The following is a 23,461-nucleotide window of genomic DNA, read 5'->3' on the forward strand; positions in this document are numbered from 1 at the left end:
CCGCTGACAGCCCCGACCGGTGCGCCCGGAGCAGGAGATCAACCGAGTTTGAGCCAGCGGTCGACCCAGGCGGGCACGGGGAGAGCAAGCCGCTGCTGAGCCGTGTAGAGCGACGGGCACTGCTCCTGGATCTGCTTCAGGCGGTCGCCATGACGCTGGATGGTGCGCACCTCCAGCGCGCCGGGCCGTTCGGCCAGGAGGGCGGTGAGGGTGGTGGTGCACTGGTCGCTGTAACCGGGCGGCAGATGGCAGTTGCAGTGCTCGTCCGAGGCGGTGACGGGCAGACCCCAGCCGGGTGCCGCGAGCAACGCCATCAGCCGCCGGTGGCCGGTGGCACCGTGACCTTCGGCGAACGTGGGGTCGATGATCCAGCGTTCGCCACCGTCACGTTCGCGGCAGTTGAGCCATCCCGTCACGGCCAGCGGCACCCCCAGCGTACGGATCAGGCCGACTCGGCGCAGCAGCCCGCTGGTCAGCCAGGCCGACGCGAGGGTGCCCCGGCGGGCCGGCCGCCGGTAGGGACGCTCAGCCGGGTGCCACCGGTCCGGCATATCGCGGTGGCACAGCGTCATTTCTTCGGTGGCCAAATGCTGATCCTGGACATCGACCGCGCGCAGCCACTCGTCGGGGTCCAGGCCCAACAGCGTGACGGAGGCGGACGTGTCCAGCACGCGCAGCACGACCTGTCCGTCCTCGACGCGAGTACGTGCCCCGGGCACACCGCTGACGTCGCCGTACTCGTCGGCGCGCGGCAGCAGCGCTGCGGCCAGTTCCAGCGCCTGGGTCTCGTCCGGGTCGGGCCTCTCGACCGGGTCAGCCTCGAAACGGATCAGGAGGCGGTCGGAGCTGGGGTCGACGTACTTGATGCCCCACGGGTGCACAGTGGTGATCCGGCGCCAGGCCAGGGCGTCCATCACCCGGGCCTCCAGCAACAGCTGGTCAGCGTCCGGCTGCTGGATCAGCGGGGAGCCAGGCGCGGCGGCCTCAACCCGGCGCAGAGCCGACTGCCAGGGCAGCCCGGTGTACAGACGCAGCATTTCGGCGCGGCGTTCGATGGCGGTGGTCTTCATGACTCGGAGCCCCTTCACACCGCGAAGCCGTCCCGACACAGCGCGCGGTGGAGAGCCACGAGGAACATCCTGACCATGCTGCGGTGCCGGCCGAGTTGGCTTCTCCAAGGCGTGCTCGATGTCGGGTCGAACACGGGGCAGGGACCCCGCCGGGCCCACCACTCCTGATGCAACCACATCGACCGGAGCTAACGCTGGTCGCCGGGATGACACGCCGCTGCGTCACCCGGGTGCCTGTCCTTGGTCAGCGAAGTTAGTCGGGGGCGACTCTCTGATCTGTGACGACTGGATCGAATGTCAAACGCCGTGGTCAGGTTCGCGCACGCGGGAGCAGGCGATCCAGCTCTTCACGAGCCCAGCGGCAGTGGTCCACACCGCAGGGGGTCAGACCACGCGCCTTTGCTTCGGACTCGAACTGCGTGTGGAACGAGTCAGGATGCCGCCCGGCACCGGAGACGCGGCCGCAGCTCATGCTGTAGTGGTAAATCTTGAGGGCAGCGCCGATGGTGGTCCGGGTACAGACAACAGGGTCGGCGCGGGTGGCGGCCGGGGAGGTCTGGGCGACCGCGTCCAAGAGTTCGCCGACGCCGACGAGCTGGGCGGCGGCTTCGTCGCCGCCGTCGAGGAGGACGGCGGCACGCTCAGCGATGCCGGCGACGCTCCGCCGTGCCCTGGCGGGCGAGGACCAGTCCGGTCGGCCGCCGGTGGCGGTCGACGACGTCGTCTGGTCGACCGTGTCGTCGCCGAGGCGAAGGCGGACCTTCGGCAGGGACAGGTCAGGGGCGAGCTTGGAGCCGGGGAACCAGATCGGCTCACGGTGGCGGTTGCGGTCGTCGGGGAGTGCCACGTTGTAGCCGATGGCATCGCCGGACGGCGCGGTCCGTACCTTCACGCGCAGCCCGGCCTCGCGCAGCCGGGTGAAGAACTCCTCTTCGGTGGCGGCTCCGGCGAGGGCCTGGCGGACGGCTTCGCGGAGCGTCTCACGGGAGGGCTCGGGCCGCCCGGTGCGCTCGGCCATGAAGCGCTCGGCGCTGGTGGGCGCCTTGGAGCCGGTACCGTGGCCCGGATTGAGCCGACGCAGCCCCCACTCCTTCTCGATGCGACGGCATTCGGCCTGGGCCTTCTTGAAGTCGTAGTTCATCCTGGGGCGGCGCAAATCGCCTCGAACCATGGTGGCCAGGATATGGATGTGGTCGTCCGCGTGGCGCACCGCGACCCAACGGCAGCCGTCCGGGTCGCCCTCGGGGCGATCCCGGTCGCCGCGACCAGGCGGCGTGTGACGGTGTTCCATTTGGCATCGGTCAGCATCCGGTCGCCGGGGTCGGTGCGGACCGAGCAGTGCCACACGTGCTTGGCGGGGGCGCGGCCGCCGGCCTGCTTGACCCGGAGGTCGAGGGCGGCGGCGAGGCGGGCGAGGCTGACCTTAGGGTCCGGGTCGGCACTGGTGTCGCGGCCGAGGTCGGGGGCGAAGCCGTCCCAGCTCCCGACGAGGTGAGGATCGACGTGCTCGTCACGTTTGCCGAGACCGTAGAGGTAGACGAGCAGGCCGTGGGTGCGTGAGCCGCGCCAGATCTTGGGGACCATCAGAGTCGCTTCTTCACCAGAGTGTCGGCCGTGTCGTCGATACGGGACAGCAGACGAGTCAAGGCCGCGAGGGCGTAATCGAGTTCGCCGTGCCGGGGCTGCCCCCGGCGTTGTAGACGAAGGCGATCTGGTTGATGTTGTTGCCGACCTGGGCCAGGGCGGTGCGCAGGGCGGCCAGCTCGTCGATGGCGGCGTCAAGCTGCTCGTTGAAGTGCAGGGTGGTGGAACCGCGGGCGGCGGCGAGACCGGCGGCTGCGATGAATCGGGCAACAGTGACGCGGCGTTGCGCAGCAGCGGTGACGATCTCGGCGTGCTCGCTGTCCGGGAGGCGGGTGGTCGTCTTGCGGGTGCGCTCGCTCGAGTTACGGCTGCGGCGGCGCGGTGTGCGATCTGGAAACGCGGGCGTGCTCGGGCTCGGCTGCTCGCGGTGGTCGTCGTGGTCGGCTTCTCTCTCCCCCGTGACCGGCACCCCCTGGTGCCGGTTGCCCGGCTGGTCCCCGTGCGCCCTCGCTCGGGGACCAGCCGGGCTTCCCCCGCCCTCCGGGGCGGGGGCAAGTGCGTGCGACGGGCCGTAGGACCGTCGTATGCGACAACTTGCTCCGCCAAGAGCTGTGGTGGGGTCACGCTGCTGTCCAGCGGGGATGGCCACCGGATCGTTGGTGTTCACCGGCTCGTCTTCGGGTCCTGCTGCTGGATTTCGCGGACGAGTTCATCGATCCGGTCCATGGCCAGGGCGGGGTGGTGCAGGGTCCAGGGCCGGTCGTGCTGCTCGCGTTGCACGATCCAGGTGGTGTCGGAGCCGGACTGGGCGCGGTGGAGGTGTCCGTGCTGGTGCATGACAGTCAGCCAGGAGTCGACTTCGGCGGGCGTGGCCGGGTGAGTGCGCATCGGGTGCTCTCCGCTTCTGCTGTGGCGGGGTGTCTCAGAGACATGTGGAGCGGGTGACCGACCGGGGTGACCGGCTTGGTCACCCACTCCGTGGAGGTTCGGTCAGGGCCGGGAGGAAGTGACCGGCTGGCGGTGCTGCTCACGCAGCTGGGCCATCAGCGCGGTCAGGGGGTCGCTGGACAGCGGGATCTGCTGACCTCGGATCGCCTGGGCGACCACCTTGCGGGTCAGTTTGTCCTCGGCCCTGACCGCCGACCGGGCGATCTTCGGCAGCTCCTCGGTGTCCGGGTCAGGACGCCGGTCACCAGTCGGCCGAGCGGCCCGGTCAGTGACCGGCGGCGAGGTGACCGGCGGGGCACTGACCGCCGCCGGGCTGCCCTGACCATCACCGACCGGGGCCGCACTGTCGGGGCGGTCAGCGCCCGTCCGCCCCTTGTCCACCTGTCCCGGCAGGTCAGGGGCACCGTGGCTGCGGTTGTGGTGGTCGGTGACCGACTGGAAGCTGGTCGCCGGGGTCGAGTCTCCGGTCACTGACCGGGTGGCGGTGTCCTCGTCGGTCGGGGACAGCGGCAGCCGGTCGGTCAGAGCGGTGACCGACTGACCGGGCTTGACCTGACCGACCGCTGACCGCTGCTGACCGGCTCGGTCGGTTCGGGTGACCTCGATGGCGTCGTCTCGATCGGTCTGACCGAGGTGACCGGGCTGACCGAGATTCTGCCGGTCAATGTCCTTGACCGGCCCCCGGGCGATGAAAATGTAGAGGTGGACCGCTCCGGCCAGTGCGAGCGGGTGATGGTGGAGAGCACCGCGACCACCGCGTCGCCGAGCCGGAGGCCGGTGCCGGCGACCGCGTCCTGGTTGATGCGCACCGCGTGGAGTGCGTTGGCCCAGATGCTGGCGGCAGTGGCCGTACCCGAAGAACGTCCAGACGTAGAGCCGGGCGCCAGGGGTGCGTTTCGCAGGACCAGGAAGGCTCGGATGCCATGCGCGATGAACCCGTCGATCACCAGCGGGAACCGGTAGGTAAGGAAGCCTCGGATATGGATGGCGACGGCCATCTGCTGCAGGGCGTCGTACGACAGCGCGCATCCCGCGCCCCCGAGGGCCACGACAGCCGCGCGGTCCCACAAGAAGTATGCGCCGTCTTCGGCGTGCTTGCGGTGTTCATGCCGCCGTCCCGAAGTCGTCGCGGATCAGGCGCTCGCCGCTGGTCTCGGGGGGTGGGGTGTTCGTGGTGGGCTGGTGCAAGGTTCGGTTGTGCTCGGCCCGGCGGATCTCGCGGTATCGCTTTTTGGCGTGCTCCTCGGTGACCGTCAGAAGCCAGGCCAGGCACTGCTCGCTCACCTGTGGCGATAGGCCGCGTACTCGACCGCGCGGCGCTCCGCATGGGTGAGGTGCACGTCGCGCCCGGCGATGGTGGCGTTGACGCGGCTGTAGTCGAGACGGCTGGCGAGCTTGTCGTGCAACGGCCCGCGCTCGTGAGGCCGCCCCGGATCCCGTCGGTGTCACCCCCTTCGAGAGCGACGTCCAGGCGGGTGCGGCGGACCGGGATCTGGCCGCACAGGGCCTTTGCCATGGCGATCTTGGCGGTCTCGTCGGGCTCGGGGAAGAAGACTTCGGGGTCCACCGTGTTGTACTCCGTGCTCTGGCAGACGGCTTCGGCCCGCCAGGTGTGGTCGCCCAACTGGCGGTGGCAGGCAGGGCTGTTCATCGTGCTGGGCATGCGGGGTGCTCCGATCGCTCTCCTCGCGCAGGGGCGTCGGCGGAGAGGTGCGCTGGCGGCAGGTGCCCGGGGCGGCGCGGCGGGGGCGCAGTCCGGCGGGGTCGCCTGTGGAGGGCCAGGCGGCGGCGCTGTGGCGTCTGCGGTCGACGGCCTCGAACTCGACTCGGGTGGTCATCTGCGCGAGCCTGCTGGCGACGCGATCCCCGAGGTACGAGCGCAGGTCCTTGATCGCCAGGTGGTCGTGATCAGCATGGGGAGTTCGTAGTTGTACCGCCGGTTGATCAGCCGGTACGTCACTTCCGCGACCCACTCGCTGGCCTTGGCCGCGCCGAGGTCGTCAATGGTCAGCAGCGGGCACCGGCTCACGGCCGCCAGCTCCCGCTCGCTGTCGGCCCCGGGCCGGGGGCGGAGATCGGCGTGCAGGTCGGCAGCGGTGGTTGCGCGCCAGCGCACGCCGACCCCGCTCTGCACCAGCGCTCGGACCGCGCCGTACGCCTGGTGCGTCTTGGCCGCGCCGACGACTCCGGCCATCAGGAGGCTGGGCCCCTGTGGTGACCTGCCGCCGCGCTCCCCGGCTGGGGGCGACGGCCGCCTCGGTGACCTTCCCGACCCAGTCCAGGACCATCGGGTGGTCGGCGACAGCTGCCTGGTAGCGCGGGGGCATGCCGGCCAGGAGAGCATCGAGCGGAGAGTACGGCTCGGGGTCGTCGGGGAGCGCGGCGGCGTCGGCCGGGTCGATGTCGCGGGCGGCCAGGATCCGGTCCATGCGCTCCAGGGTGCCTTCGTTGCCGAGGAGCTGGGGTTCGCGGTGACGGGTGTGCATCACAGCTCCTCGGCGTAGGCGGCTGAAGCGTTGGCCGGGTTGGTCCACGCCTGGTGGGCAGGCACGTTAGGCCGGATTCCCGGCCGCGCCAAACCGCCGGGGCGGGCGTTCATCGCTTCGTTGACCATGCTGGTCAGCACTCTCGGGTGCTTCGGGTTGGCCGCGAATTTCGCCAGTCCGGCTCGGATGTGCTCCGGTGCGATGCCCTCGTCCAAAAGCTTCTTGGTGATCCGCCCGAGGTGTCCAATCACGTCGTTCGGAGGGCGCTGGTCGCACCCGGCGACGCACTCGCCGACGAGCTCCTTGGCGGAGACGCTGGCTGCGGGCGCTGTGCGCCCCGTAGGGACAAGAGATCCAGGATCCAAGATCCTAGATCCAGGCGCCGAGCCTTCGGAGAGGCCCCGGGGAAGGTTCGGGGAGTCCTCGGAGAATCCGGTCTGACCTGGACTCTTAGCGCCAGCTCGCTCCGCTGTGCCTATCGCGCCGTCGGCAGCCTCCTGCCGGTCGGCGACGGGTGCGTCTGCGTGGTCCGGCGTCGTCGAGGCGCGTACGGCAGGCAGATCGAGGGCTCGGGGAGCCCTCCCCGACGTTTCGGAGAGTCCTCGGGGAGAAGTGGGCGAGCCCTCGGTCCGCCGGGTGCAGGCGCCCTTGCACGGTGCGCACCGGTCGGCAGCCTGATGCTGCGGGCACGATGGCAGGCGGGACTGGCTGGGCTTGTCGATCTTCTGGTGCTCGGACCAGGTGACGATGTGGAGGTAGCGGCGGTCGTCGCATCCGGTGTATCGGCAGATCAGTCCGGCGTTCGCGAGCTGGTGGAGGTCGTCCTCGACGTGGACGGAGGTGTGCTCGGCGCGCAGGGGCCAGAGGAGCCCAGCGATGATCGCGGCGTTGTCCCGGTGGCGACCGTGGTCGTCGGCCTGGGTGAGCAGGCCGAAGAAGGTCCGCTCGGCCGCCACGGTCACTTCGGCGAGGGACTCGGAGGTGAACGCCTCCGGCTTGACGGTTCGAATGCGGGCCATCTCAGCGACCCCGCTCGGCGGCGATCAAGTCGCTGCTGGTGAGGGTGGCGAAGCGGTGTCGGCGGCTGATGCCCGGGCAGGCCGGGATCCCGCTCGGCATGGCGAGCATGCGACACTCCGTTGTTCGTAGGAGCGCGGTGGGCGGTCTTGTGCGAGAAGCCCTGCCGCCGAGGTGATGTGAATCGGCGCCCTTCGGAGCGCCAGCCCGGCGCTTGGGAGCTGGTATCCCTTCGGCGCCAGTTTCAGTTTCGGGGCCAGATCACGGTCGTCTACTGGTATCCGTCCCGCCTCCTTTCCGCTGGTCATCGGCCCTCTCCAGGGCGCTGCCCGACGTGGGACGACGAACATACGTAGGCCCCGCGGACAAGTCCATCCTGTTGTCCGGAAGATCGTTTGCGGTCGTCTCACCCGGTGTCGGCCGCTCCTGCACGGGCGATGCCTGCATAGATCCGCGCCGCCTGGTAAGCGCTCTGGGCGCTTGCTGCGCGAGCGGTCATCACAGAGTGAGAACTGCGGCACAAGCTGTCCGAGGTTGAGGACGAAGAACAACTTCGCCGGTAGCGGACGGCTGCAGATCGTCCGCTGCGCTACCGCCCTACAGGCGTGTCCGACGCCCCGTGACCATCGCCCATCGCTAATCGGCTCTGACCGGGCCGACACATTCCTCTGACCGGAAGTACGAAGGAAAGAGTCGTCCACCAGGAAAGATCGAGTTCCTGCGGATGCCTCAGTGGTGCTGATCGAGGAGGCGTTCGGCTCGCGCCAGATCCTCGGGGGTGTCTACTGCCACTCCGTCGTCCAGGACGGGCACCATCCGCACGGCGTGGCCGTGTTCGACGAAGCGCAGCATCTCCACTCCCTCGGCACGCTCCAGGGGCCCCTGCTGGAGCCGCCGGAAGTGCTGGAGAGCCTCGCCGGTGAAGCCGTAGAGGCCCAGTTGGCGCAGGTACTTCGGCCGGTCGCCCCTGGGGTACGGGATGGGCTGGCGCGAGAACATGAGGGCCTCACTGCGGGCCGTGACGACGAGCTTGACGACGTTGTGGTCTAGGACGGCGCCGACGTCGACCAGCTCGGTGTAGGCATTCACGGCGAAGGTGCCGGGCGGAGCGAATTCCAGGGCCTCGGAGACGTCGTTGATGGCGGTCGGCGAGATGAACGGCTCGTCGCCCTGGACGTTGATGTATCCGTCGGCCGGGAGACGTTCGGCGACCTCTGCGACGCGGTCGGTGCCGGTGAGGTGCTCCCCGGTGCGGATGCAGGCGATGCCGAGTTCGCGGCACGCCGATTCGATGCGTTCGTCGTCCGTGGCGACGATGGCTCCGTCGAGGCGTTTGGCCTCCAGGCAGCGCTGGTGGACGTGCCAGAGCAGCGGCATGCCGCCGAGGGGGGCCAGTGGTTTGCCTGGGAAGCGGGAGGCGCCCCAGCGGCAGGGTATGACGGCGATGTGCCGGCGACGTTTGGCGGCGGTCGGTCGGGTTGTGGTGGCGGCCACGGCGTCCTCCTGGTGGTCGGGTTCGGGGGCTTCAGGTGAGCTGGGCAAGCTTGGCGCGGACGGTGGGCGAGGCGGTGGTCGCGAACGGCCGCCACTGGTAGCCGTCGACCTCCTTCTCCTGCAGCGTCACCGCGTGATCGGCCCCGAGGTGGAAGGCCCAGCGAAAGTCCACGTGGTGGTGGGCCGGCTCGTTCTTCGACGGATTCGCGTCGATCGCGTGCACGTCGATGTCGAAGGGGATGTCCTCGCAGCCGGCGAGGGGAACCACGGCGCTCGGCGGGAAGCCGGCCTCCTCGTGCAGTTCGCGCAGGGCGGCGTCGCGCAGGCGCTGGTCGGACGGTTCGTTGTGCCCGCCGGGCGCCAGAAGTTTCCCGGACGCCTTGTGCAGGATGTGGAGCACGTGCCGTTCACCGTTGATGACGATGGCGCTGCAGGTCACGTGGGCGGGGAAGGTCTTACGGCTGGTGGGATCGTCCGCGCCTGCCAGTACGTCGAGCAGCATCGTCAGGGAGGCGCGCTCATCCGGGTGGCGGGCGAGGTACGCCTCGGTGACGGCGCGGACGTGTCCGGTGGAGGGTGGCAACGAGGTCACCTTTCGAAGTGGCGGAGCCAGGTTCTGGCGATGGTGTCGCGGTCGGCCGCCGGCATCTCGTGCAGTCCGGGCTGGAGTCGCGCGTGGCTGAGTGCGGCGGTGGCGGCGAGTATCTCGGCCTGGACGAGGTGGATGTAGGTGCCGACGGCGGCGCCGTGCACGAAGTTGACGGCGCCGCCGTCGGCGAGAACGTAGAAGTAGTGGCCGGTGACCTCGTACCGGGTCAACTGGGGTCCGACGGATTGGCGTTCGTAGAGGTCGTCGAGGCTGCCGAGTTCGAGTTCGTCCTCAGAGGAGGTCACCGATCCGAGGTACGCGCCGTTGCGCAGGGCGGCGAAATCCTCGTGCCGGAGGGCGAGATTGCCGGTGGCACACAGGACGAGATCCGCGTCGTGAACGGCCTCGGTGGTGGACGCGCTGGTGTGGAAGCCGAGGGCGTGCGCCTGTACCCGCTTGACCGCGTCGTTGTCGTACACGGTGACGCGCAGGTCCTGAGCACGCAGGGTCTGCGCAATCGAGCGACCGATCTTGCCGAAGCCGATGATGCACGCGCTGCGGCTCGTGAGGATGTCCCCGCGGGCGCGGACGAGGGCGTCGGTAGAGAACACGATGGATCGGCCGACGAGGTGGTCCTCGCAGTCCTTGAGCGGTGAGCGGGCCACGGACACGACCGGGCACGGGAGCGAGCCGAGGGCTGCGTACCGCTGGTGTCCGTTCTCGGTGTCCTCAACGACGCCGAGGATGCGGCCGGAGAACTTGTTCACGAGGGTGTCGAGGCTGGGCGCGAAGTACCCGCCGATGTCGACCAGGACGACGTCTTGGCCGCCGGCCGTGTCCTCCAGATAGTGCAGGGCCTGGGTCTCGTCGGTGAACCGCTCCCGGGTCAGGTCGTGGACCGGCAGGGTGCGGCGGACGGTGTCGAGGGTCGGCTGGTGGATCGACCGGGGCTTGGGGAGGACGGCGCCGATAGTGGACACCGCGGTCATGGCGCGCAAGAACGCAGGTCGTTCCTGGAGCAGGTGCGTGATGACCAGCGTCGTGATCGCCCGGCCAGCGGGGAACTGCGCGGTGATCCTTCGGAAGAAGGCGTCCAGCCGCGCTCGCTCGGGGGTCTCCATGAGCACTCCTCTCGTGATCCGACGGGTGCGCCTAGGCGGCACGGCTGTAGTCCGGCACCGGGGAGGCCAGCGCCTGCATGTGAGCGCGCAGTCCGCTGTGGAGGTCGACGCGCGGCTGCCAGCCGAGGACCTCTCCCGCACGGCCGGGGTCGGCACGCGTGAGGAGGACGTCCCCGTTGCGCACGTGGTCCTGATGGAGCTGGATCTCGCGGCCGGTGAGGCTGTTGGCGATGTTGATCACGTCCAGCAGGGACGCGCTCGAGCCACCGCCGACGTTGATGGTGCCGTGCGCGTTCGGGACGGTGCCGGCGGCGATCGTGGCGGCGACCACGTCGTCGATGTAGGTGAAGTCGCGGCGCTGGTGGCCGTCTCCGTAAAGGCGCAGGGGTTGTCCGGTCAGGGCGGCGTACAGGGCGCGGTGGGTGAACATGTCGGCACGCTGCCGGGGGCCGTAGACGGTGAAGTACCGCAGGGCGACCACGCTGGGGCCGACGGGGCGCTCGGCGTAGGCGAGACAGAGCTGCTCCTCGGCCAGCTTGGTCACGGCGTACGGGGAAGCGGGGTTGGGGCGGTCGGTCTCGCGACTCGCGTCGCCGTCGGTCGGGCCGTAGACGCTGGAGGAGGAGGCTACGACGAGCCGGGATACGCCGATCCGGGTGGAGGCTTCGAGGACGCGGTGGGTGGCCAGCACGTTGGACGCGAGGTAGTCGCCGAACTGCGGTCCCCACGAGGGCCGTACGCCGGGGATGCCGGCGAGGTGGAAGACGGTGTCGGCGTCGATCAGGATCGGGTCGATCGCGCAGTGGAGGAGGTCGGCCGTGACGTGGTGGTATCCCGGGCGACCCCGCAGCGCGGCGAGGTTGGCGGCGGCCGTCGGGTCGGTAGACGGGTCTCGGCGGTCCACGCCGATCACGGTGGTGCCGGCCTGGACGAGGGCGCGGGCGAGGTGGGAGCCGATGAATCCGGCGGAGCCGGTCACCACGGCCCGTCGAGGGGAAGCGTTGGTCGGGGGCTGCTCGTGCTGTGGCACGGAGATCTCCAGAGTGGTGTCGTCTAAGGGGCTGGTCAGGCGAGCCGCGACAGAACGGTTCTGCCGTGCGCGCTGAGCGCGGCGTCGTTCTCTTGGTGGCCCTTGACCAGGGCTGTGGCCGCCTCGATGGCGCCGAAGGACTCCAGGAGGCGTCGTTCGAGGTCGTTGGGTGAGCGTCCGTAGCCGTCGAAGAAGGCGGTGCGGAGGTGGGGGGCGGCCTGCCAGCGTCGGAATTCGAGCCGGGCGAAGTCGCGGACCCTTGCGTCGCGTCGCATGTGCTCGAAGTCGTAGATGCCGAAGGTGTCGCCGAGCAGCCAGTTGCGCGGCTGGTAGTCGAGGTGGCAGATCGCGCTTTCCATGTGGCTGGTGCCCAGGATGACCGCGTGGTGCTTCAGCAGGTTCTCCTCGGCCGCGTCGAGCAGGTCGGCTCGGACGGCCCGGTCGATCCACCCCTGGAACCGCTCAGCGAGTGAGGCGCCGACGGCACCGCCCTGGGGCATGGCCGTGGCCCGGTGCAGCTTGCCCAGCACGTGCCCGGCCTCGTGGTGGGCCAGCTCCTCCTCGGGCGAGCCCGGAGCGACGGTGTCCGCGCGGTCGCCTGCGAGTGCGGTGAGCAGCAGGGTGTGGGTGGCATCATCCCGGCCGACCAACACCGGTGCATGGCCGGTCAGATGGGTGACCCACGCCCCGTAGGCGTGGAGTTCTCCGGCGTACCGGTCTCGCTCCGCGTGCTGCTTCGCGATGTACTGACGCCCGTCACCGGCCACCAGGCGTACGACGCGGGGCGGGAGCGCGGGGTCCGTAGCGATGTCGACTGTGCCGAGGAGCTGGTGCGCCAGTTGTATCCGGGGGTCGCGCGAGGTCGCGATCACGGGGTCGGCTCCGGCGTGAGGAGGCTGAGGTGCTCGGTGTCGTTGTGCCGGTCGAGCATCCAGCGGTTCTGGCCCAGGCGGTTTCGGTGGTGCTGCCAGCGGGTGATCGAGGCGTGGTTGTGGGTGAATCCGGCGGGCGAGCCGATCGGGATGCCGAGCAGCAGGGTGTGTGCGGTGATCACCGTCTCCCCGTGGGCGGCGAAGATAACGCGCTTGCCGTGGTTCTCCTCGATGAGCTGGCTCAGGTTCCTGCTGGCGCGCTTCAGGAACCCGTTCCAGGTGTCGGAGCCGTTGGCCCAGGGCATGTCGGGGTGGGCGTGCGGCCCGCCGTCGGCGGCCGTCTTCACCGCGTCCCAGGGCTGGCCGTCGGCGTCGCCGTGGACCGGGCCGTCGAGTCGCTCGTCGTGGAGCACGGGGATCTGGAGCGTTCGGGCGATGATCTCGCCGGTCTGGACGAGGCGGATCCGCGGGCCGGTGTAGATGACGTCGAAGGGCTTCTTCAGGTGCTCGGTGGCCAGGCGGCGTGCGGCCTGTTCGGCTTGGGCATACCCGAGGTTGGTCAGGCCGTTGCAGGTGCGCGGGCCCCCGACCAGGCCGTCGGCGTTGCACTGGGCCTGGCCGTGCCGGACGAAGACGAGTTCGGTGGTGATCATGAGGCTCCTCGGTGCGTGAAACGGAGGGGCAGGCTGTAGTGGTAACCGTTGCGGCCGACGTACGGGGCGGTGAGCACGGCGTGCAGGCCCAGGAAGCTGTCGAGCTGGCCCCGGTCCGTCGTGCCCAGCCGGGCGTCGTAGCGTCGGGCTGCCGCGTTGTACGCGAGCAGGGCGGTAGTGACGGCTTGGTCCGTGAGCGGCCCGTAGGTCAGGTGGAGCGTCGCGACGAGCTTGGCGAGGTCGTAGCCCAGCGGGGCGAGGGAGAGGTCGTCGGTGTCGACGGCGACGATGTCTTGCGCGGTGATGATGAAGTTTCGCGGGTTGCTGTCCTTGTAGAAGACGCACGGGCCCTCGGCGGTCGCCTGCAGCAGGCCGAGCATCGCGTGCAGGGCCGTCTTGTTGGGCAAGTAGCCCTGCTCGTGGCGTCGCCGTAGAGCGACCTTCCGGGGACCGAGGTAGTCGTCAAACAGCGTGCCGTCCTCGAAGAGGTGCGGGGTGTCCAGCGAGGCGGAGTGCAGGTCGCTGGCCCAGGCGGCACCGTGGGCGTGGCCGAGTAGTTCCGCCACGCGCGGGAGGTCCTCGGGACGTACGGGGCGGCCCTCGATCCGTTCGAACGTCAGGAACCGCGGTCCGGCAGTGTGGAGGGCCGGCTGCCGCAGCGGTTTGGCGTGCGCGGTGAGCCACCGGTAGTGGCGCACCGCCCCCGCCGCGCGCTCGAGTTCCGCGTAGTGCTTGGTGAATGGGGCGGGGCTCATGTCGGCTCTCCTCCTTCCTTCGGCTGGGCGACGACGAAGGTGATCCGGGACCGGGTGGTCAGCGGCTGATCGGGAAGGAACTCGTGCAGGGTCGCCGCCAGGGCACCGGGGTTGCCGTACAGGCCGGGCGCCAGGTCGTACTTGGGGTTGGTGGCCAGGTACTGCGCCGTGTGGTCGTGGCCGTCGAAGGTGAAGACGTGCTCCTCGTCCAGGACGGCGATCACGTCGAGCGAGGAGGCGGTCACGTCGGCGAGGTTGCCGCTGTGGGCTGCGGTGTAGAGGCTCTCGTGCTGGGCGGCACGCGGATCGAGACCGGCGGAGGCGACCAGCTCGTCCATCTCCTGGTAGCTGTCGAGGCCCTTGGTGACGAGCACGGCCAGACTCCCGGGGGCGAGGACCCTGGCGATCTCCCCGACGACGTCCTCGGGGTGCGGCGAGTGGTAGAGGCAGAACGCCGCGACGACGATGTCGCTCGACCCGTCGGGCAGGGGGAGGTCGTGGAAGTCGCCTTCGACGAAGTCCACCGTGCTGTTGGGCAGGTCCTTGGCGCGCTCGCGGGCCTGGGCGAGCAGGGATGGGGCGGCGTCCAGGCCCACGACGCGCTTGGGCCTCAGATGCTCGGCGATGACGAGGCTGCTCGTGCCGCGACCGCATCCGATGTCGATCACCACGCCGAGCCGGTCGGGCCGGGCGTAGTGGGTCTGCACCAGGCTGACGATCGTCTCGGGCACCGGGTGTCCGGCGGTCTTGGCGCGCATCAGGGCGCTGGTCCGCCCGGCCAGCCGCGAGGCGTGTCCGTACAGCTCCGACTGCCGGGCGGGGTCCAGGAACGGGTTGGGTTCGTTCATGCCGCACCCCCTGACCGGGGGCGCGGGCCGGTCAGGACTGCTCGGCGGCGACCTTCCGCAGCCAGCGGCGCGTCTGACGCCGGTTGGCCAGCAGCACCACATCGGCGCCGGAGCCGAACTCCTCGATCTTCGCCATCACGCGGGGCCGCATCTTGTGCCGGTACGTGGCGACGTACTTGATCACGCCCCAGTGGATGCGGTTGTGCACCCCGTTGCCCTTGTGCCCGGCCCCGTGCCGGATCTGCCGGGAGAAGATCCCGTACAGCGCCGCCACGGTCGACACGTCCATCAGGACCACCGTGTCGCAGGCTTCGAGCCGTACCTGCAGCGTCGAGTTGTAGTTGCCGTCGATCACCCACCGCGGCTGCGCGACCAGCTCGCGCTGCAGCTCGGTGAACTTGTCCATGGGCAACGCGTTCCACTCGTCGTCGTAGAACGCGGCGTCCAGGTGCGTCACCGGGGCGTCGAGGATCCTGCCCAGTTCGCGGGCCACGTGGGATTTGCCGCTGCCTCCGCAGCCGACGATGGCGACCTTCTTCACGATGCTCCAGCGTAGAGAGGTTCGGGTGTCCGGCGGACCCATCCTCCGGGACGCGCCCGGAGGATCCGCGCGCCGTGGTCGATCGAGCGGTCTGCATCAGGCAGCTCCCCGCTCGGTCGCGGTGGCCTGGATGAGGCCGTGCAGGACTGACTCCAGGGTGTTGACCTGCTTGCACAGGCCGAACAGGCGCAGGCGGTCCACGCACGCGGCGATCAGGGCGGCGTGCTGCTCGGTGCCGGCGATCTCGCGCAGGTAGGAGAGGCGTTCGAGGACGTCGCTGCCGGAGCGCACGACCAGCTCCTTCGGGACGAACCGGTCGGCGAAGCGGATGTCCGCCGGGACCAGCGGCAGGCATCCGGCGAGCACGGCCTCAAAGATGCGCTGGGTCATCTGCCCGACCGCGGCGTACCGCTCGGGCAGCATGAGCACCGTGGCCAGGGACCGGCCGTAGACGCCCGCGGCGTCCTCGAACGGGATCCGGCCCGCGAAGCGGACGTGCGGCCAGCGGCCGGTCTTCGTCCACTTCCCGGCGACCAGGTGCTCGACACGGGCGGCGGCCGGGGCGAAGAAGCGGTCGAAGGGCTCGTCGCGGTCGTACTGGTTGCCCACGTAGCCGAGCGCGAGATCCCGAGGCCGCGCCGCGAGGGTGAGGGGGTCGGCCTGGGCGAGGAGGTCCTCGGCGACGGGGAAGAGCAGCGAGTGCGCGCCGGGGGTCGGCGCGAGCGCGGCCTCGCAGACGCAGGTATGGGCCGTGCGGCGCCACACGCTCTCGGCGCGCAGGGTGCGGTCCTTGTCCCAGATGACGGTGGGCGTCCGGTGCCGGGCCGTGTAGTGGTTGATGAGCTGGGCCTGCCGGTGGAGGTCGCAGGTGTGCCCCTCGCTGCCGCACACGGTGGTGTTGCGGCCGAGGATGGCCCAACGCCACTCCAGGAACAGGGCGTCGGTGCTGGGCAGGCCGTCGTCGAAGGTATACGCACCGCCGAGGTAGTCACCGGCTTCGAGGCGGTCGCGGTCGGGCTGGAGGAAGACGATCTCGTGACCGCGGGCAAGGAGGGCGTCGATGAAGGGGCGCCGGTGGCTGCGGCCTCCGTCGGGGGTGTCGGTGACGCCGTTGCCGAGGAAGCCCCAGAAGCTGTATCCGATCTTCATTTGGTGATCCACCGCCCTTCGAGCAGCAGGGCGTCGAGGCCGGAGTTGGCCAGGCAGTCCAGGGCCATCTCGGGTGTCCCGCAGATCGGCTTGCCCTTGACGTTGAGAGAGGTGTTGATCAGCACGGGTACGCCGGTCCGGCGGCCGAAGGCAGTCAGCACCGCGTGCATGAACGGGTTCTGCGACCGGGTGACGGTCTGCAGGCGGGAGGTGCCGTTGGCGTGCACGATGGCCGGCACCCGCTCGCGCGTCAGGTCTGTCACCCCGGAGGCCATGGACATGTACGGGGCCGGCTGGCCGAGGTGGAAGAACTCGGCGGCGCGCTCGGCCGGGACCATGGGGGCGAAGGGCCGGAACGGTTCGCGGAACTTCACGGTGGCGTTAAGCCGCTCGACGACGCCGGGCTCCAGCGGGGAGGCGAGGATCGAGCGGTTGCCCAGGGCACGCGGCCCGGCCTCAACCCCTCCCTGGAACAGTCCGGCGATCGTGCCGTGGGCGAGCTGGTCGGCGAGGAACTCGGCGGTCTCGATGCCGAGGGTCTTCTGGCGCAGGCCGGGCCAGGGTGTCAGGTCGAGGGGCTGCTCCTCGTAGGAGGGGCCGAGGTAACAGTGGCGGGCGATGCCAGCGACCGGGCGAGGCGTACGCGCATCGACGTGCACGGCAAGGGCGGCCCCGATCGCGGTTCCGGCGTCCCCCGGTGCCGGCGGAACGAACACCTCGTCGAAGATGTCAGCTTCGATGATCCTCCCGATGCTCACGCAGTTCGTGGCGACGCCGCCACCCACGCACAGGCGCCGGGAGCTGGTGAGTACACGGGCGCGGCGGGCGAGGTGGACCATCACCTGCTCGGTCCGCTCCTGGAGGGCCGCCGCCAGGTCTCGGTGGACGTCGGTGAGCGGTTCGCTCGGGTGCCGCTCGGGGCAGGTCTCGGCGACGAACCGCCGGGATGTCCTCGGGTATCCCGACGTGAGGGTGCGCGTCGGGAAGTAGCCGGGGTGGATGCGGAAGCCGGTGGCCGTCGTGCGGACGGCCGCGGTGAACAGGTGGCGGAAGCGGGCGGGGTCACCGAGGGCGGCCAGCGCCATGACGGTGCCCTCCTCGTCGCCCCGCCGCCAACCCAGGTGCTCGGTGACGGCGCCGTACACGTACCCGAGGGAGGCCGGGTCGTTGATCGCTTCCAGGGTCTGGACGCGGGGGTGCTGAACGCCGTGGCCGTGGGCGATCGTGGTGGTCTGCCGCTCGCCGAGGCTGTCGACCACGAGTACGGCGGCTTCCTCCCAGCCGGAGGCGGCGAAGGCCGTGAGCTGGTGGGCTCGGTGGTGCAGGACCGGTGTGACGCGGGCCGAGGGGAACTGGCTGCCGAGGACACGCAGCCGCCGCCGGGTGCGCAGGGCGACCTTGGCGAACCCGTGGGCGCGAGCCAGGCTGCGGTCGCGCGTGGCCGACGAGAGCGCCATGCGCAGGGCTACGGGCGACTCGGCGAGGTAGCGGGCAGGCTGGAAGTTGTAAGCGACGGCGTCCACCTCGCTGGCGCTCAGCTTGGCCTGGTCGAGGAGCCATCCCACGGCGCGGGCCGGGTAGAGCTTGGTGTGCTTCTGCTCGGAGAGGCGTTCCTCCTCGACGAAGCCGACGAGTTCACCATCCACGAGGAGGGCGGCCGACGAGTCGTGGGTGTACGAGCACAGGCCGAGGACGACGGAGGAGATGCGCTTCATGGCGGCGGTCACCTTGCCCCCGCCGTCGCGGCGCGCTTGGTCGAGCGCCGCTCCAGCTCTCCGTACCAGGCGGTGAGGGCCTGGCCGAGGGGCCCGTCGATCGTGTCGGCCGCCCGCCACGCCTGCTCGCGTTTGCCGTCCTTCCACAGCCGGTAGCTGCGCAGCGTCTCGGCCATCGCGTCCCAGCCGGGGTGGCCGGTCACGTCACGGGCCTCGACCTGGTCGAGCAGGCCGTCGAAGCCGTTCCAGGGTGTTCGCAGGTCGGGCATGATCCCGCTCGCCGGGAGCGAGGTGAGCGTGTCGGCCTGCTCGATGTGCTCGTCGTAGATGTGCAGCGAGCCGATGTGCAGGTGAAACTCGCCGAGTTCCGCGTCGAGCCATCCGGCGACCAGCTCGTGCAGCACGGTGTAGAAGAACACGTCGTACGGCATGCCGATCCATACGTCCTGGCCGCGCATCATGGTCGCCATATGCAGGCGGCCGGCGCGCAGGTGGAACCGGAATCCGAGGGTGCAGGGCACGTCCTTGTGTCCGGCTGCGTCCTGGGCCGGGTCGTAGAGCTGGATCAGGGCTCGCCGGGAGTCGGGGTCGGCCTGGAGGATCTCCACGACGCGGGCGAGCTGGTCGACCTTGCCGCCCCAGTTCCGCATCCTGGGTCCGTACGCCCCCAGGAGGACGCCGTCGTCGGCGAACTGCCGCAGCCGGTTGTTGTAGTCGAAGATCCACGGTGCGTCGGATCCGGACAGGTGCCAGACCGTCTCGGCGACCGCGAAGGCCGGATTCACGATGCGGGCGGGCGGGGCGTAGAGCAGGCGGGCACGCGGCTGGGTGAGCAGCAGGTGCACGTCGCGGACTTCGTGGGTGGCCATGCCCCGGGGGCTGATCTTCTCGCCGGATTTGGCCAGCGTGACGGCGCCGGAGAACAGCTCGGCGATGCTGTCGGCCGTGAGGGATGTCATCGGACGGATGCTCCTTCGTCCTGGGGCGACGCAGCGGCGCCCGGGTGGTGGTGGGTGAAGTCATCGGTCCTCGGCCCGGAGGGGGCGCGGTCGGTGATGAGCCGGGCGATCCGAGCGGCGCTGTCGCCGCGCCACCGGCAGACCGCGTCCAGGGCTGCCCGCGGAGTCGGCGCAGGGCCCGCGCGCACGCCGGAGAGTGCTTCGGCGACCTCACCGGCGGCCTCGCACCGGGTCGCCAGTCCGTGACCGGTCAGGCCCAGGGTGCGTTCGCCCGGCGGGCCGATTTCGAGGACCGGGATGCCGAGCAGCGCGGCTTCGATCCCGCACGTCGAGTACGCGCTCGCCAGGACGTCCGCGCCAGCGAGGCAGCCTCGTGCTCCGACCCGGGGATCGGCCACCGCGACGGGCGTCCCGGCGTGCCGCTTCATCAGAACGGTGAAGGCGTCGGCTTCCTGCGCCGGGTGTGGAGCGATGACGAGCCCCCAGTCGCCGTCCGCCTCGGCGAGCCCCTCTAGGAGGAGGTCCGCGTGGGACTTGAGGTGATCGGGGTTGAAGGGCTGGCAGGCCCACACCGCGATCCGGGTCGGCGCGCGCCGTCCACTCGGAGCGAGCAGCTTCTCCAGGTACCGGCGCTGTGCCTGGCGGCTCAGGCCAGCGAGGACGTCGAAGCGGGGCTGTCCGAGGACGTGCACCTCGGCCTCGGGGTGGCGCGCCCACCCTCGGCCCAGAACGAGGTCCCTCTCGCCCATGACGACGATGTCGCGGCTGTGCAGGGCCGGCCAGGCGACCGATTCCGCCGTCCACGCCCCGTGCTGGACGTGAACCGAGTTCGCCCCGTGCCGCTCGGCCGCGTGCGCGGCCAGCACGCCCAGGGGGCTGGTGTCGTTGCTCAGCAGGACGGTGTGCGGCCGGGTGGTCGACAGGATGTCGTCGAGCCAGCTCTCCGCTCGCACCACCGTCCGCCACGACGGCTGGGTGCAGCCCCCGCTGGTCTCCAAGAGCACCGACAAGAGCGCTACGAGCCGGGCGAGTTGGACGCCGTGGCCTCCCACCTGGACGACGTGCTCGTCGTCGGGACGATGGAGGCCCTCGGCGGTGCCGGAGAGGGTGAAGAGGTCGCTCGGAGCCGAGCGCAGCTCGATACCCGTTGCCGGTCCCGCGCTGCACCGCTCGGCGGCATCAGTGGCGAGATCGAGCAGGAGACTCCTCTGCCCGCCGCGTGACAGTTCGGCGAGAACCGGGGTCAGCGTGGCGGCGTGGCGGGAGGTCCACGACAGCGCCAGAACGTCCTGCCGTCCGAGGTCCGAGGGGAGCGGACCCGGCTCCGTGTTCGCCGTACTCGTCCGGGAACGGTTGCGGAGCTGGGCGGAGCGGGTCGGGTTGTGCGGTGCCGCAGCACCGAGCAGGTACGCGACGCCGGACCACGTCACGGTGTATGCCAGGTACTCACGCGAGCTGCTCGAACGCAGTCCCACGAGCCCTTCGAACGGGGCCAGGGTCAGGGGCCCCGGGGCGGAGGCGAACGGTGCCCAGGAGTTCAGGGCCAGGAGCTTGCGCACGATCTCGGCGACGAAGCGTCGCACGGGGACGTGCTGGACGTGGAGCCAGCCGGCTCCGCCCGGGGTGGCGGCCAGAGTGGCGCTGTAACGGTCGACGGCCTCCATGACGTCTTCGACGCCGGAGCGCAGTAACTGCTTGTCGACGGTCGTCGCTTCCAGGTCCGTGGTGTGGATGTGCTCGGTTCGCGCGTGCGCCAGGGCGCCGGTTCCGACGAGAGTCCACGTCGGCTTCCCGGCGTTGGAGGAGCGGACCAGGCCGAGGCCACCAGTGGTGCGGGGGCTCACACCCTGCTCCCCTCGACGAGCTGCTTGGCGGGGAGGAGGCTCAGCAGATCCCTGGGGGACGAGACTGTCTCCGGGGCGGGAGCCGTCGGCTGCCCGTAGCCCCACCCAGCGTGCACATAAGGGACGCCGGCGCGTGCGGCCGACTCCTGGTCGACCGCCATGTCACCCACGTAGACGGCGGAGGCGGGGTCGACTCCCAGGTCGACCAGCGCCAGGAGGAGCGGGTCCGGGGCCGGCTTCGTCCGGCCCGCGCCGGCGGGCGTGCGGATGGTCGCGAAGGGACACCCGAGGCGCGCGAGGAGCGGGGCCGCCCGGTCGACGTGCTTGGACGTCACGACGCCCAGCCGCCAATCGGCAGCCACGAAGGCGTGGAGCGTCTCGACGATGCCGGCGAACTCCTCCGCGAGGTGCGCGGTGGCCACGGACTCCGCCTCGTACGTCCTACGGACCGCCTCGGCATCGGTCACACCCAGGCGCTCCATGATGTCCCCGAACTCGCGACCCAGGTGGCGCTCGTAGTCACGGAACGGGAGCGCGACGCCATGGACCTCCTGGACCCTCTGCCACGCCCTCCGCATCACGGGACGCGTGTCGAGGAGGACCCCGTCGAGGTCGAGGAGAAGAGCGCGCGACCCGTGGTCGCTCGGCGCGGCCGGGGCGGGTGGCGATCCGCAAGCGGAAACGGTCATGATCATCCTCTCGTCAGGGTGTCGTCGTGCCTCAGAGGGCCGAAGCCGGGGCAAGTTCCAACTCGGGGTACTGGGACGGACCGCCGGCCTCCTCGAACGCCGCGTCGAGCAGCGCAACGTGCAAGCGGTCCCATCGCCCTCGGGACTGCAGAGCACGCCCGTGGCGGGTCAAGGCCCACGCCTTGAGGGCCGTCGGGTCCTGCATGAAGTTCCGCGCGTTCTGCCGCAGGATGGCGGGGGTGAACACCCTGAGATTGAGGCCGGTGCGCCAGAACTCAAGCCACCACTGGCACATCAGGAGCGGACCCGATTCGTCGTCCTTGACGTGATCGGGATGGTTGCGCACCCAGATCGGGTCCAAGTCCGGGTGCGTAGTGGCGACTTCGAGCATGCGCCCGTGGGCCTGGTGCACGGCCAGTTCCAGGGTCTGGCGGTGCTGCAGGTGACGCTGGGCGATGTTCACCGCGGACGCGAGGGCGATGGTGGTGGCCAGAGCGAGAACGGGACGGTTCATCTGCGACCTTTGCTCGGGGATGGATGGGACGGTGTAGGCATCCGGGACAGCCGTGGTCGCCGTCGTGCTCCCTTGAGGAGTCAGGCTGCGTCCGGCGGGCCGTCAGCCGACGGCGAGGTCGATCTCTCCGGCACGGCCGGCAGGCGCGAGAGCCGGTGCAAGCGCGAGAGGTTGAAGCCACGCCCCTGAACCTCACCGGCGGGCACGGAGAAGAGGTCGATGCCCTCTTCGCTGGGTGCCGAGGGAGCGGCCTCCCTGATGGCGAGGAGCGCTTCGCCCTGCTCGCGGTGCGGCAGGAGGCGCGGTGCACGATCGGCATGTCCCTCGAAAGTCATGGTCAGCCCTCGGTCAGGTGTATTTGAAGGTGAAAGCGAGTACGACGCTCACGGTGGCGATCAGGGCGATCTGGGCGCTGATCTGCCGCCAGCCCCAGCCCTTCCTGTCCATCCAGCGCAGTGGACGCCTTCAAGTCGGCGCGACGGGCTCCTCGGGGATCACGAGGTGGAGGAACGCCCGGCAGTGCTCGCCCAGGTGTTTGATCACGGCGTCGTACTCGTCGTCATCGGAGCTGATGTTGTGCCGGTCGAGGACGAGCACGCCGTCGGCCAAGCCCGCTCGGAGCTGCCGCTCGGCTTCCCGCCAACCAGGTCGAGCCCAAGGCGGCGTGTAGACGCCCTGGCTCGCGCTGGACGCCGGGAAGTACGTCGTGGTCACCGGAACCGCCACATCGTGGAGCCGGGCGGCGATCGCGTAACCGAGCTGGTCGGCCTCAGCCTGCAACGTCCCCCAGTCCTCATCAGGTGTGGCCCTCGGACTCGGTACCAAGCTGTACGCCAGCACGCGCAGCGGCTGATCGGCCTGCGCATCGATGGCCTGTCGGTAGAAGTGCTCACGGAAGCCTCGGAGTTGGCCAGCTCGGGACTGACGCTTCACTCGGGCAGAGGTGAGAGGCCAACTCGGATGGTCACGGCCAGCAGTCGGCGCCACACCGCCCGGGTGCTTCTCTCGCCCCCGGTCGAAGGCGACGAGGCTCAACACCTTGGCTCCGTGCTTGACTGCGTTGTGGGGCGACATGGGGGTGCCTCCGTGAGAGTGGGGATGACCGCGTATGTCGTCCGGCCGCCGTCCGCGACGCCCCACCGAAGCGACAGGCAGGCGACGAGGTGCAGCCCTCGACCACCGAGGCTGGCGGCCCTTGCACGTCGTCGCCTCGCCGGCGCGGTGTTGTCGTCGGTGACTCGGATTCGAAGCTCGTGGTCGTCGTGTTGCAGTCGCAGTCGGACATCCCCGGAACCGTGGATGATCGCGTTGGACACCAACTCCGAGACGACGACCTGGGCGTCCTCTGCCGGCGTCTCCGGCAACGACCAGTGCTTCAGCACGGTGACCGTGGTTCGTCGTGCTTGAGCGACGTGCACATCTACCGGCGCCATGGCCATCTCGAAGACGTGAGAGGCCAGCGGACACCGAGCGGTCGCGGCGCCGACGACATGGGCGCCACCTTCGTCGCCCCCAGGTCGGGTTGGCGTTGCTGTCCGGTGCGTGGTCATGAGCACATCGCACCGTGGCTGCGCGATCCGGGA

The 23,461-nt window shown here is 70.2% G+C and carries 24 protein-coding genes and 3 pseudogenes; all 27 read right to left on the reverse strand.

Going from position 1 to position 23,461, the window contains the following annotated elements; genetic code table 11:
• Positions 1–38: 38 nt before the first annotated feature.
• Positions 39–1,070 (reverse strand): hypothetical protein, encoded by a 1,032-nt coding sequence (locus ABZ861_RS17855; protein WP_361630933.1) that lies wholly within the window; start codon positions 1,068–1,070, stop codon positions 39–41.
• Between the two features lie 529 nt (positions 1,071–1,599).
• Positions 1,600–2,654: pseudogene (locus ABZ861_RS17860) on the reverse strand (relaxase/mobilization nuclease domain-containing protein); the annotation flags it as partial.
• A gap of 58 nt (positions 2,655–2,712) precedes the next feature.
• On the reverse strand, positions 2,713–3,123 hold the full coding sequence (locus ABZ861_RS17865) for a hypothetical protein (RefSeq protein WP_361630936.1): 411 nt from the start codon (positions 3,121–3,123) through the stop codon (positions 2,713–2,715).
• Positions 3,124–3,317: 194 nt separating this feature from the next.
• Positions 3,318–3,542, reverse strand: a complete 225-nt coding sequence (locus tag ABZ861_RS17870; RefSeq protein WP_361630939.1) for a hypothetical protein — start codon at positions 3,540–3,542, stop codon at positions 3,318–3,320.
• Between the two features lie 102 nt (positions 3,543–3,644).
• On the reverse strand, positions 3,645–4,073 hold the full coding sequence (locus ABZ861_RS17875) for a hypothetical protein (RefSeq protein WP_361630942.1): 429 nt from the start codon (positions 4,071–4,073) through the stop codon (positions 3,645–3,647).
• A 50-nt stretch (positions 4,074–4,123) separates the two neighbouring features.
• Positions 4,124–4,600, reverse strand: coding sequence for a hypothetical protein (locus ABZ861_RS17880; protein ID WP_361630944.1), 477 nt, complete (start codon positions 4,598–4,600; stop codon positions 4,124–4,126).
• A gap of 106 nt (positions 4,601–4,706) precedes the next feature.
• Positions 4,707–5,265: pseudogene (locus tag ABZ861_RS17885) on the reverse strand (WhiB family transcriptional regulator).
• Positions 5,266–5,383: 118 nt separating this feature from the next.
• Positions 5,384–6,088: pseudogene (locus tag ABZ861_RS17890) on the reverse strand (ATP-binding protein); the annotation flags it as partial.
• Positions 6,088–7,107: a hypothetical protein gene (locus ABZ861_RS17895; protein ID WP_361630947.1), complete on the reverse strand. Its 1,020-nt coding sequence runs from the start codon at positions 7,105–7,107 to the stop codon at positions 6,088–6,090. The pseudogene ABZ861_RS17890 and the gene ABZ861_RS17895, both read right to left, overlap by 1 nt.
• A 727-nt stretch (positions 7,108–7,834) precedes the next feature.
• Complete coding sequence (locus tag ABZ861_RS17900; RefSeq protein WP_361630950.1) at positions 7,835–8,599, reverse strand: 3-deoxy-manno-octulosonate cytidylyltransferase; 765 nt, start codon at positions 8,597–8,599, stop codon at positions 7,835–7,837.
• Positions 8,600–8,630: 31 nt separating this feature from the next.
• Positions 8,631–9,191, reverse strand: coding sequence for an NUDIX domain-containing protein (locus ABZ861_RS17905; RefSeq protein WP_361630953.1), 561 nt, complete (start codon positions 9,189–9,191; stop codon positions 8,631–8,633).
• Positions 9,188–10,309, reverse strand: a complete 1,122-nt coding sequence (locus ABZ861_RS17910) for an adenosylhomocysteinase (protein WP_361630956.1) — start codon at positions 10,307–10,309, stop codon at positions 9,188–9,190. The genes ABZ861_RS17905 and ABZ861_RS17910 overlap by 4 nt, the downstream gene beginning before the upstream one ends.
• Positions 10,310–10,340: 31 nt before the next feature.
• Positions 10,341–11,339 carry an NAD-dependent epimerase/dehydratase family protein gene (locus ABZ861_RS17915; RefSeq protein ID WP_361630959.1) on the reverse strand — a complete coding sequence of 333 codons (999 nt, stop codon included), beginning with the start codon at positions 11,337–11,339 and terminating at the stop codon, positions 10,341–10,343.
• A 35-nt stretch (positions 11,340–11,374) separates the two neighbouring features.
• Positions 11,375–12,211: an aminoglycoside phosphotransferase gene (locus ABZ861_RS17920; protein ID WP_361630962.1), complete on the reverse strand. Its 837-nt coding sequence runs from the start codon at positions 12,209–12,211 to the stop codon at positions 11,375–11,377.
• Positions 12,208–12,864, reverse strand: coding sequence for a histidine phosphatase family protein (locus ABZ861_RS17925; protein WP_361630965.1), 657 nt, complete (start codon positions 12,862–12,864; stop codon positions 12,208–12,210). Before ABZ861_RS17925 ends, ABZ861_RS17920 begins: the two co-directional genes overlap by 4 nt.
• Positions 12,861–13,619, reverse strand: a complete 759-nt coding sequence (locus ABZ861_RS17930) for a phosphotransferase (RefSeq protein ID WP_361630967.1) — start codon at positions 13,617–13,619, stop codon at positions 12,861–12,863. The genes ABZ861_RS17925 and ABZ861_RS17930 overlap by 4 nt, the downstream gene beginning before the upstream one ends.
• Complete coding sequence (locus tag ABZ861_RS17935; RefSeq protein WP_361630969.1) at positions 13,616–14,467, reverse strand: class I SAM-dependent methyltransferase; 852 nt, start codon at positions 14,465–14,467, stop codon at positions 13,616–13,618. Before ABZ861_RS17935 ends, ABZ861_RS17930 begins: the two co-directional genes overlap by 4 nt.
• A 31-nt stretch (positions 14,468–14,498) precedes the next feature.
• Positions 14,499–15,008 carry a topology modulation protein gene (locus ABZ861_RS17940; protein ID WP_361630972.1) on the reverse strand — a complete coding sequence of 170 codons (510 nt, stop codon included), beginning with the start codon at positions 15,006–15,008 and terminating at the stop codon, positions 14,499–14,501.
• Between the two features lie 96 nt (positions 15,009–15,104).
• On the reverse strand, positions 15,105–16,157 hold the full coding sequence (locus tag ABZ861_RS17945) for a hypothetical protein (protein WP_361630975.1): 1,053 nt from the start codon (positions 16,155–16,157) through the stop codon (positions 15,105–15,107).
• On the reverse strand, positions 16,154–17,872 hold the full coding sequence (locus ABZ861_RS17950; protein WP_361630978.1) for a carbamoyltransferase C-terminal domain-containing protein: 1,719 nt from the start codon (positions 17,870–17,872) through the stop codon (positions 16,154–16,156). The genes ABZ861_RS17945 and ABZ861_RS17950 overlap by 4 nt, the downstream gene beginning before the upstream one ends.
• A gap of 8 nt (positions 17,873–17,880) precedes the next feature.
• A complete protein-coding gene (locus tag ABZ861_RS17955; protein WP_361630981.1) occupies positions 17,881–18,831 on the reverse strand; it encodes a thymidylate synthase in 951 nt (316 codons plus the stop codon).
• Positions 18,828–20,675, reverse strand: a complete 1,848-nt coding sequence (locus tag ABZ861_RS17960; protein WP_361630984.1) for a hypothetical protein — start codon at positions 20,673–20,675, stop codon at positions 18,828–18,830. The genes ABZ861_RS17955 and ABZ861_RS17960 overlap by 4 nt, the downstream gene beginning before the upstream one ends.
• On the reverse strand, positions 20,672–21,364 hold the full coding sequence (locus ABZ861_RS17965; RefSeq protein ID WP_361630987.1) for an HAD family hydrolase: 693 nt from the start codon (positions 21,362–21,364) through the stop codon (positions 20,672–20,674). Before ABZ861_RS17965 ends, ABZ861_RS17960 begins: the two co-directional genes overlap by 4 nt.
• Before the next feature lie 31 nt (positions 21,365–21,395).
• Entirely contained in the window at positions 21,396–21,878 is a 483-nt protein-coding gene (locus tag ABZ861_RS17970) for a DUF6082 family protein (RefSeq protein WP_361630990.1), read from the reverse strand.
• 80 nt (positions 21,879–21,958) lie between these two features.
• Positions 21,959–22,213 carry a hypothetical protein gene (locus tag ABZ861_RS17975; protein ID WP_361630993.1) on the reverse strand — a complete coding sequence of 85 codons (255 nt, stop codon included), beginning with the start codon at positions 22,211–22,213 and terminating at the stop codon, positions 21,959–21,961.
• 130 nt (positions 22,214–22,343) lie between these two features.
• Complete coding sequence (locus ABZ861_RS17980; RefSeq protein ID WP_361630996.1) at positions 22,344–22,658, reverse strand: hypothetical protein; 315 nt, start codon at positions 22,656–22,658, stop codon at positions 22,344–22,346.
• Positions 22,659–22,909: 251 nt separating this feature from the next.
• On the reverse strand, positions 22,910–23,428 hold the full coding sequence (locus tag ABZ861_RS17985; protein ID WP_361630999.1) for an ATP-binding protein: 519 nt from the start codon (positions 23,426–23,428) through the stop codon (positions 22,910–22,912).
• Positions 23,429–23,461 lie beyond the last annotated feature (33 nt).

The organism is Streptomyces sp. NPDC046985 (assembly GCF_040644415.1).
GTDB lineage: Bacteria > Actinomycetota > Actinomycetes > Streptomycetales > Streptomycetaceae > Streptomyces.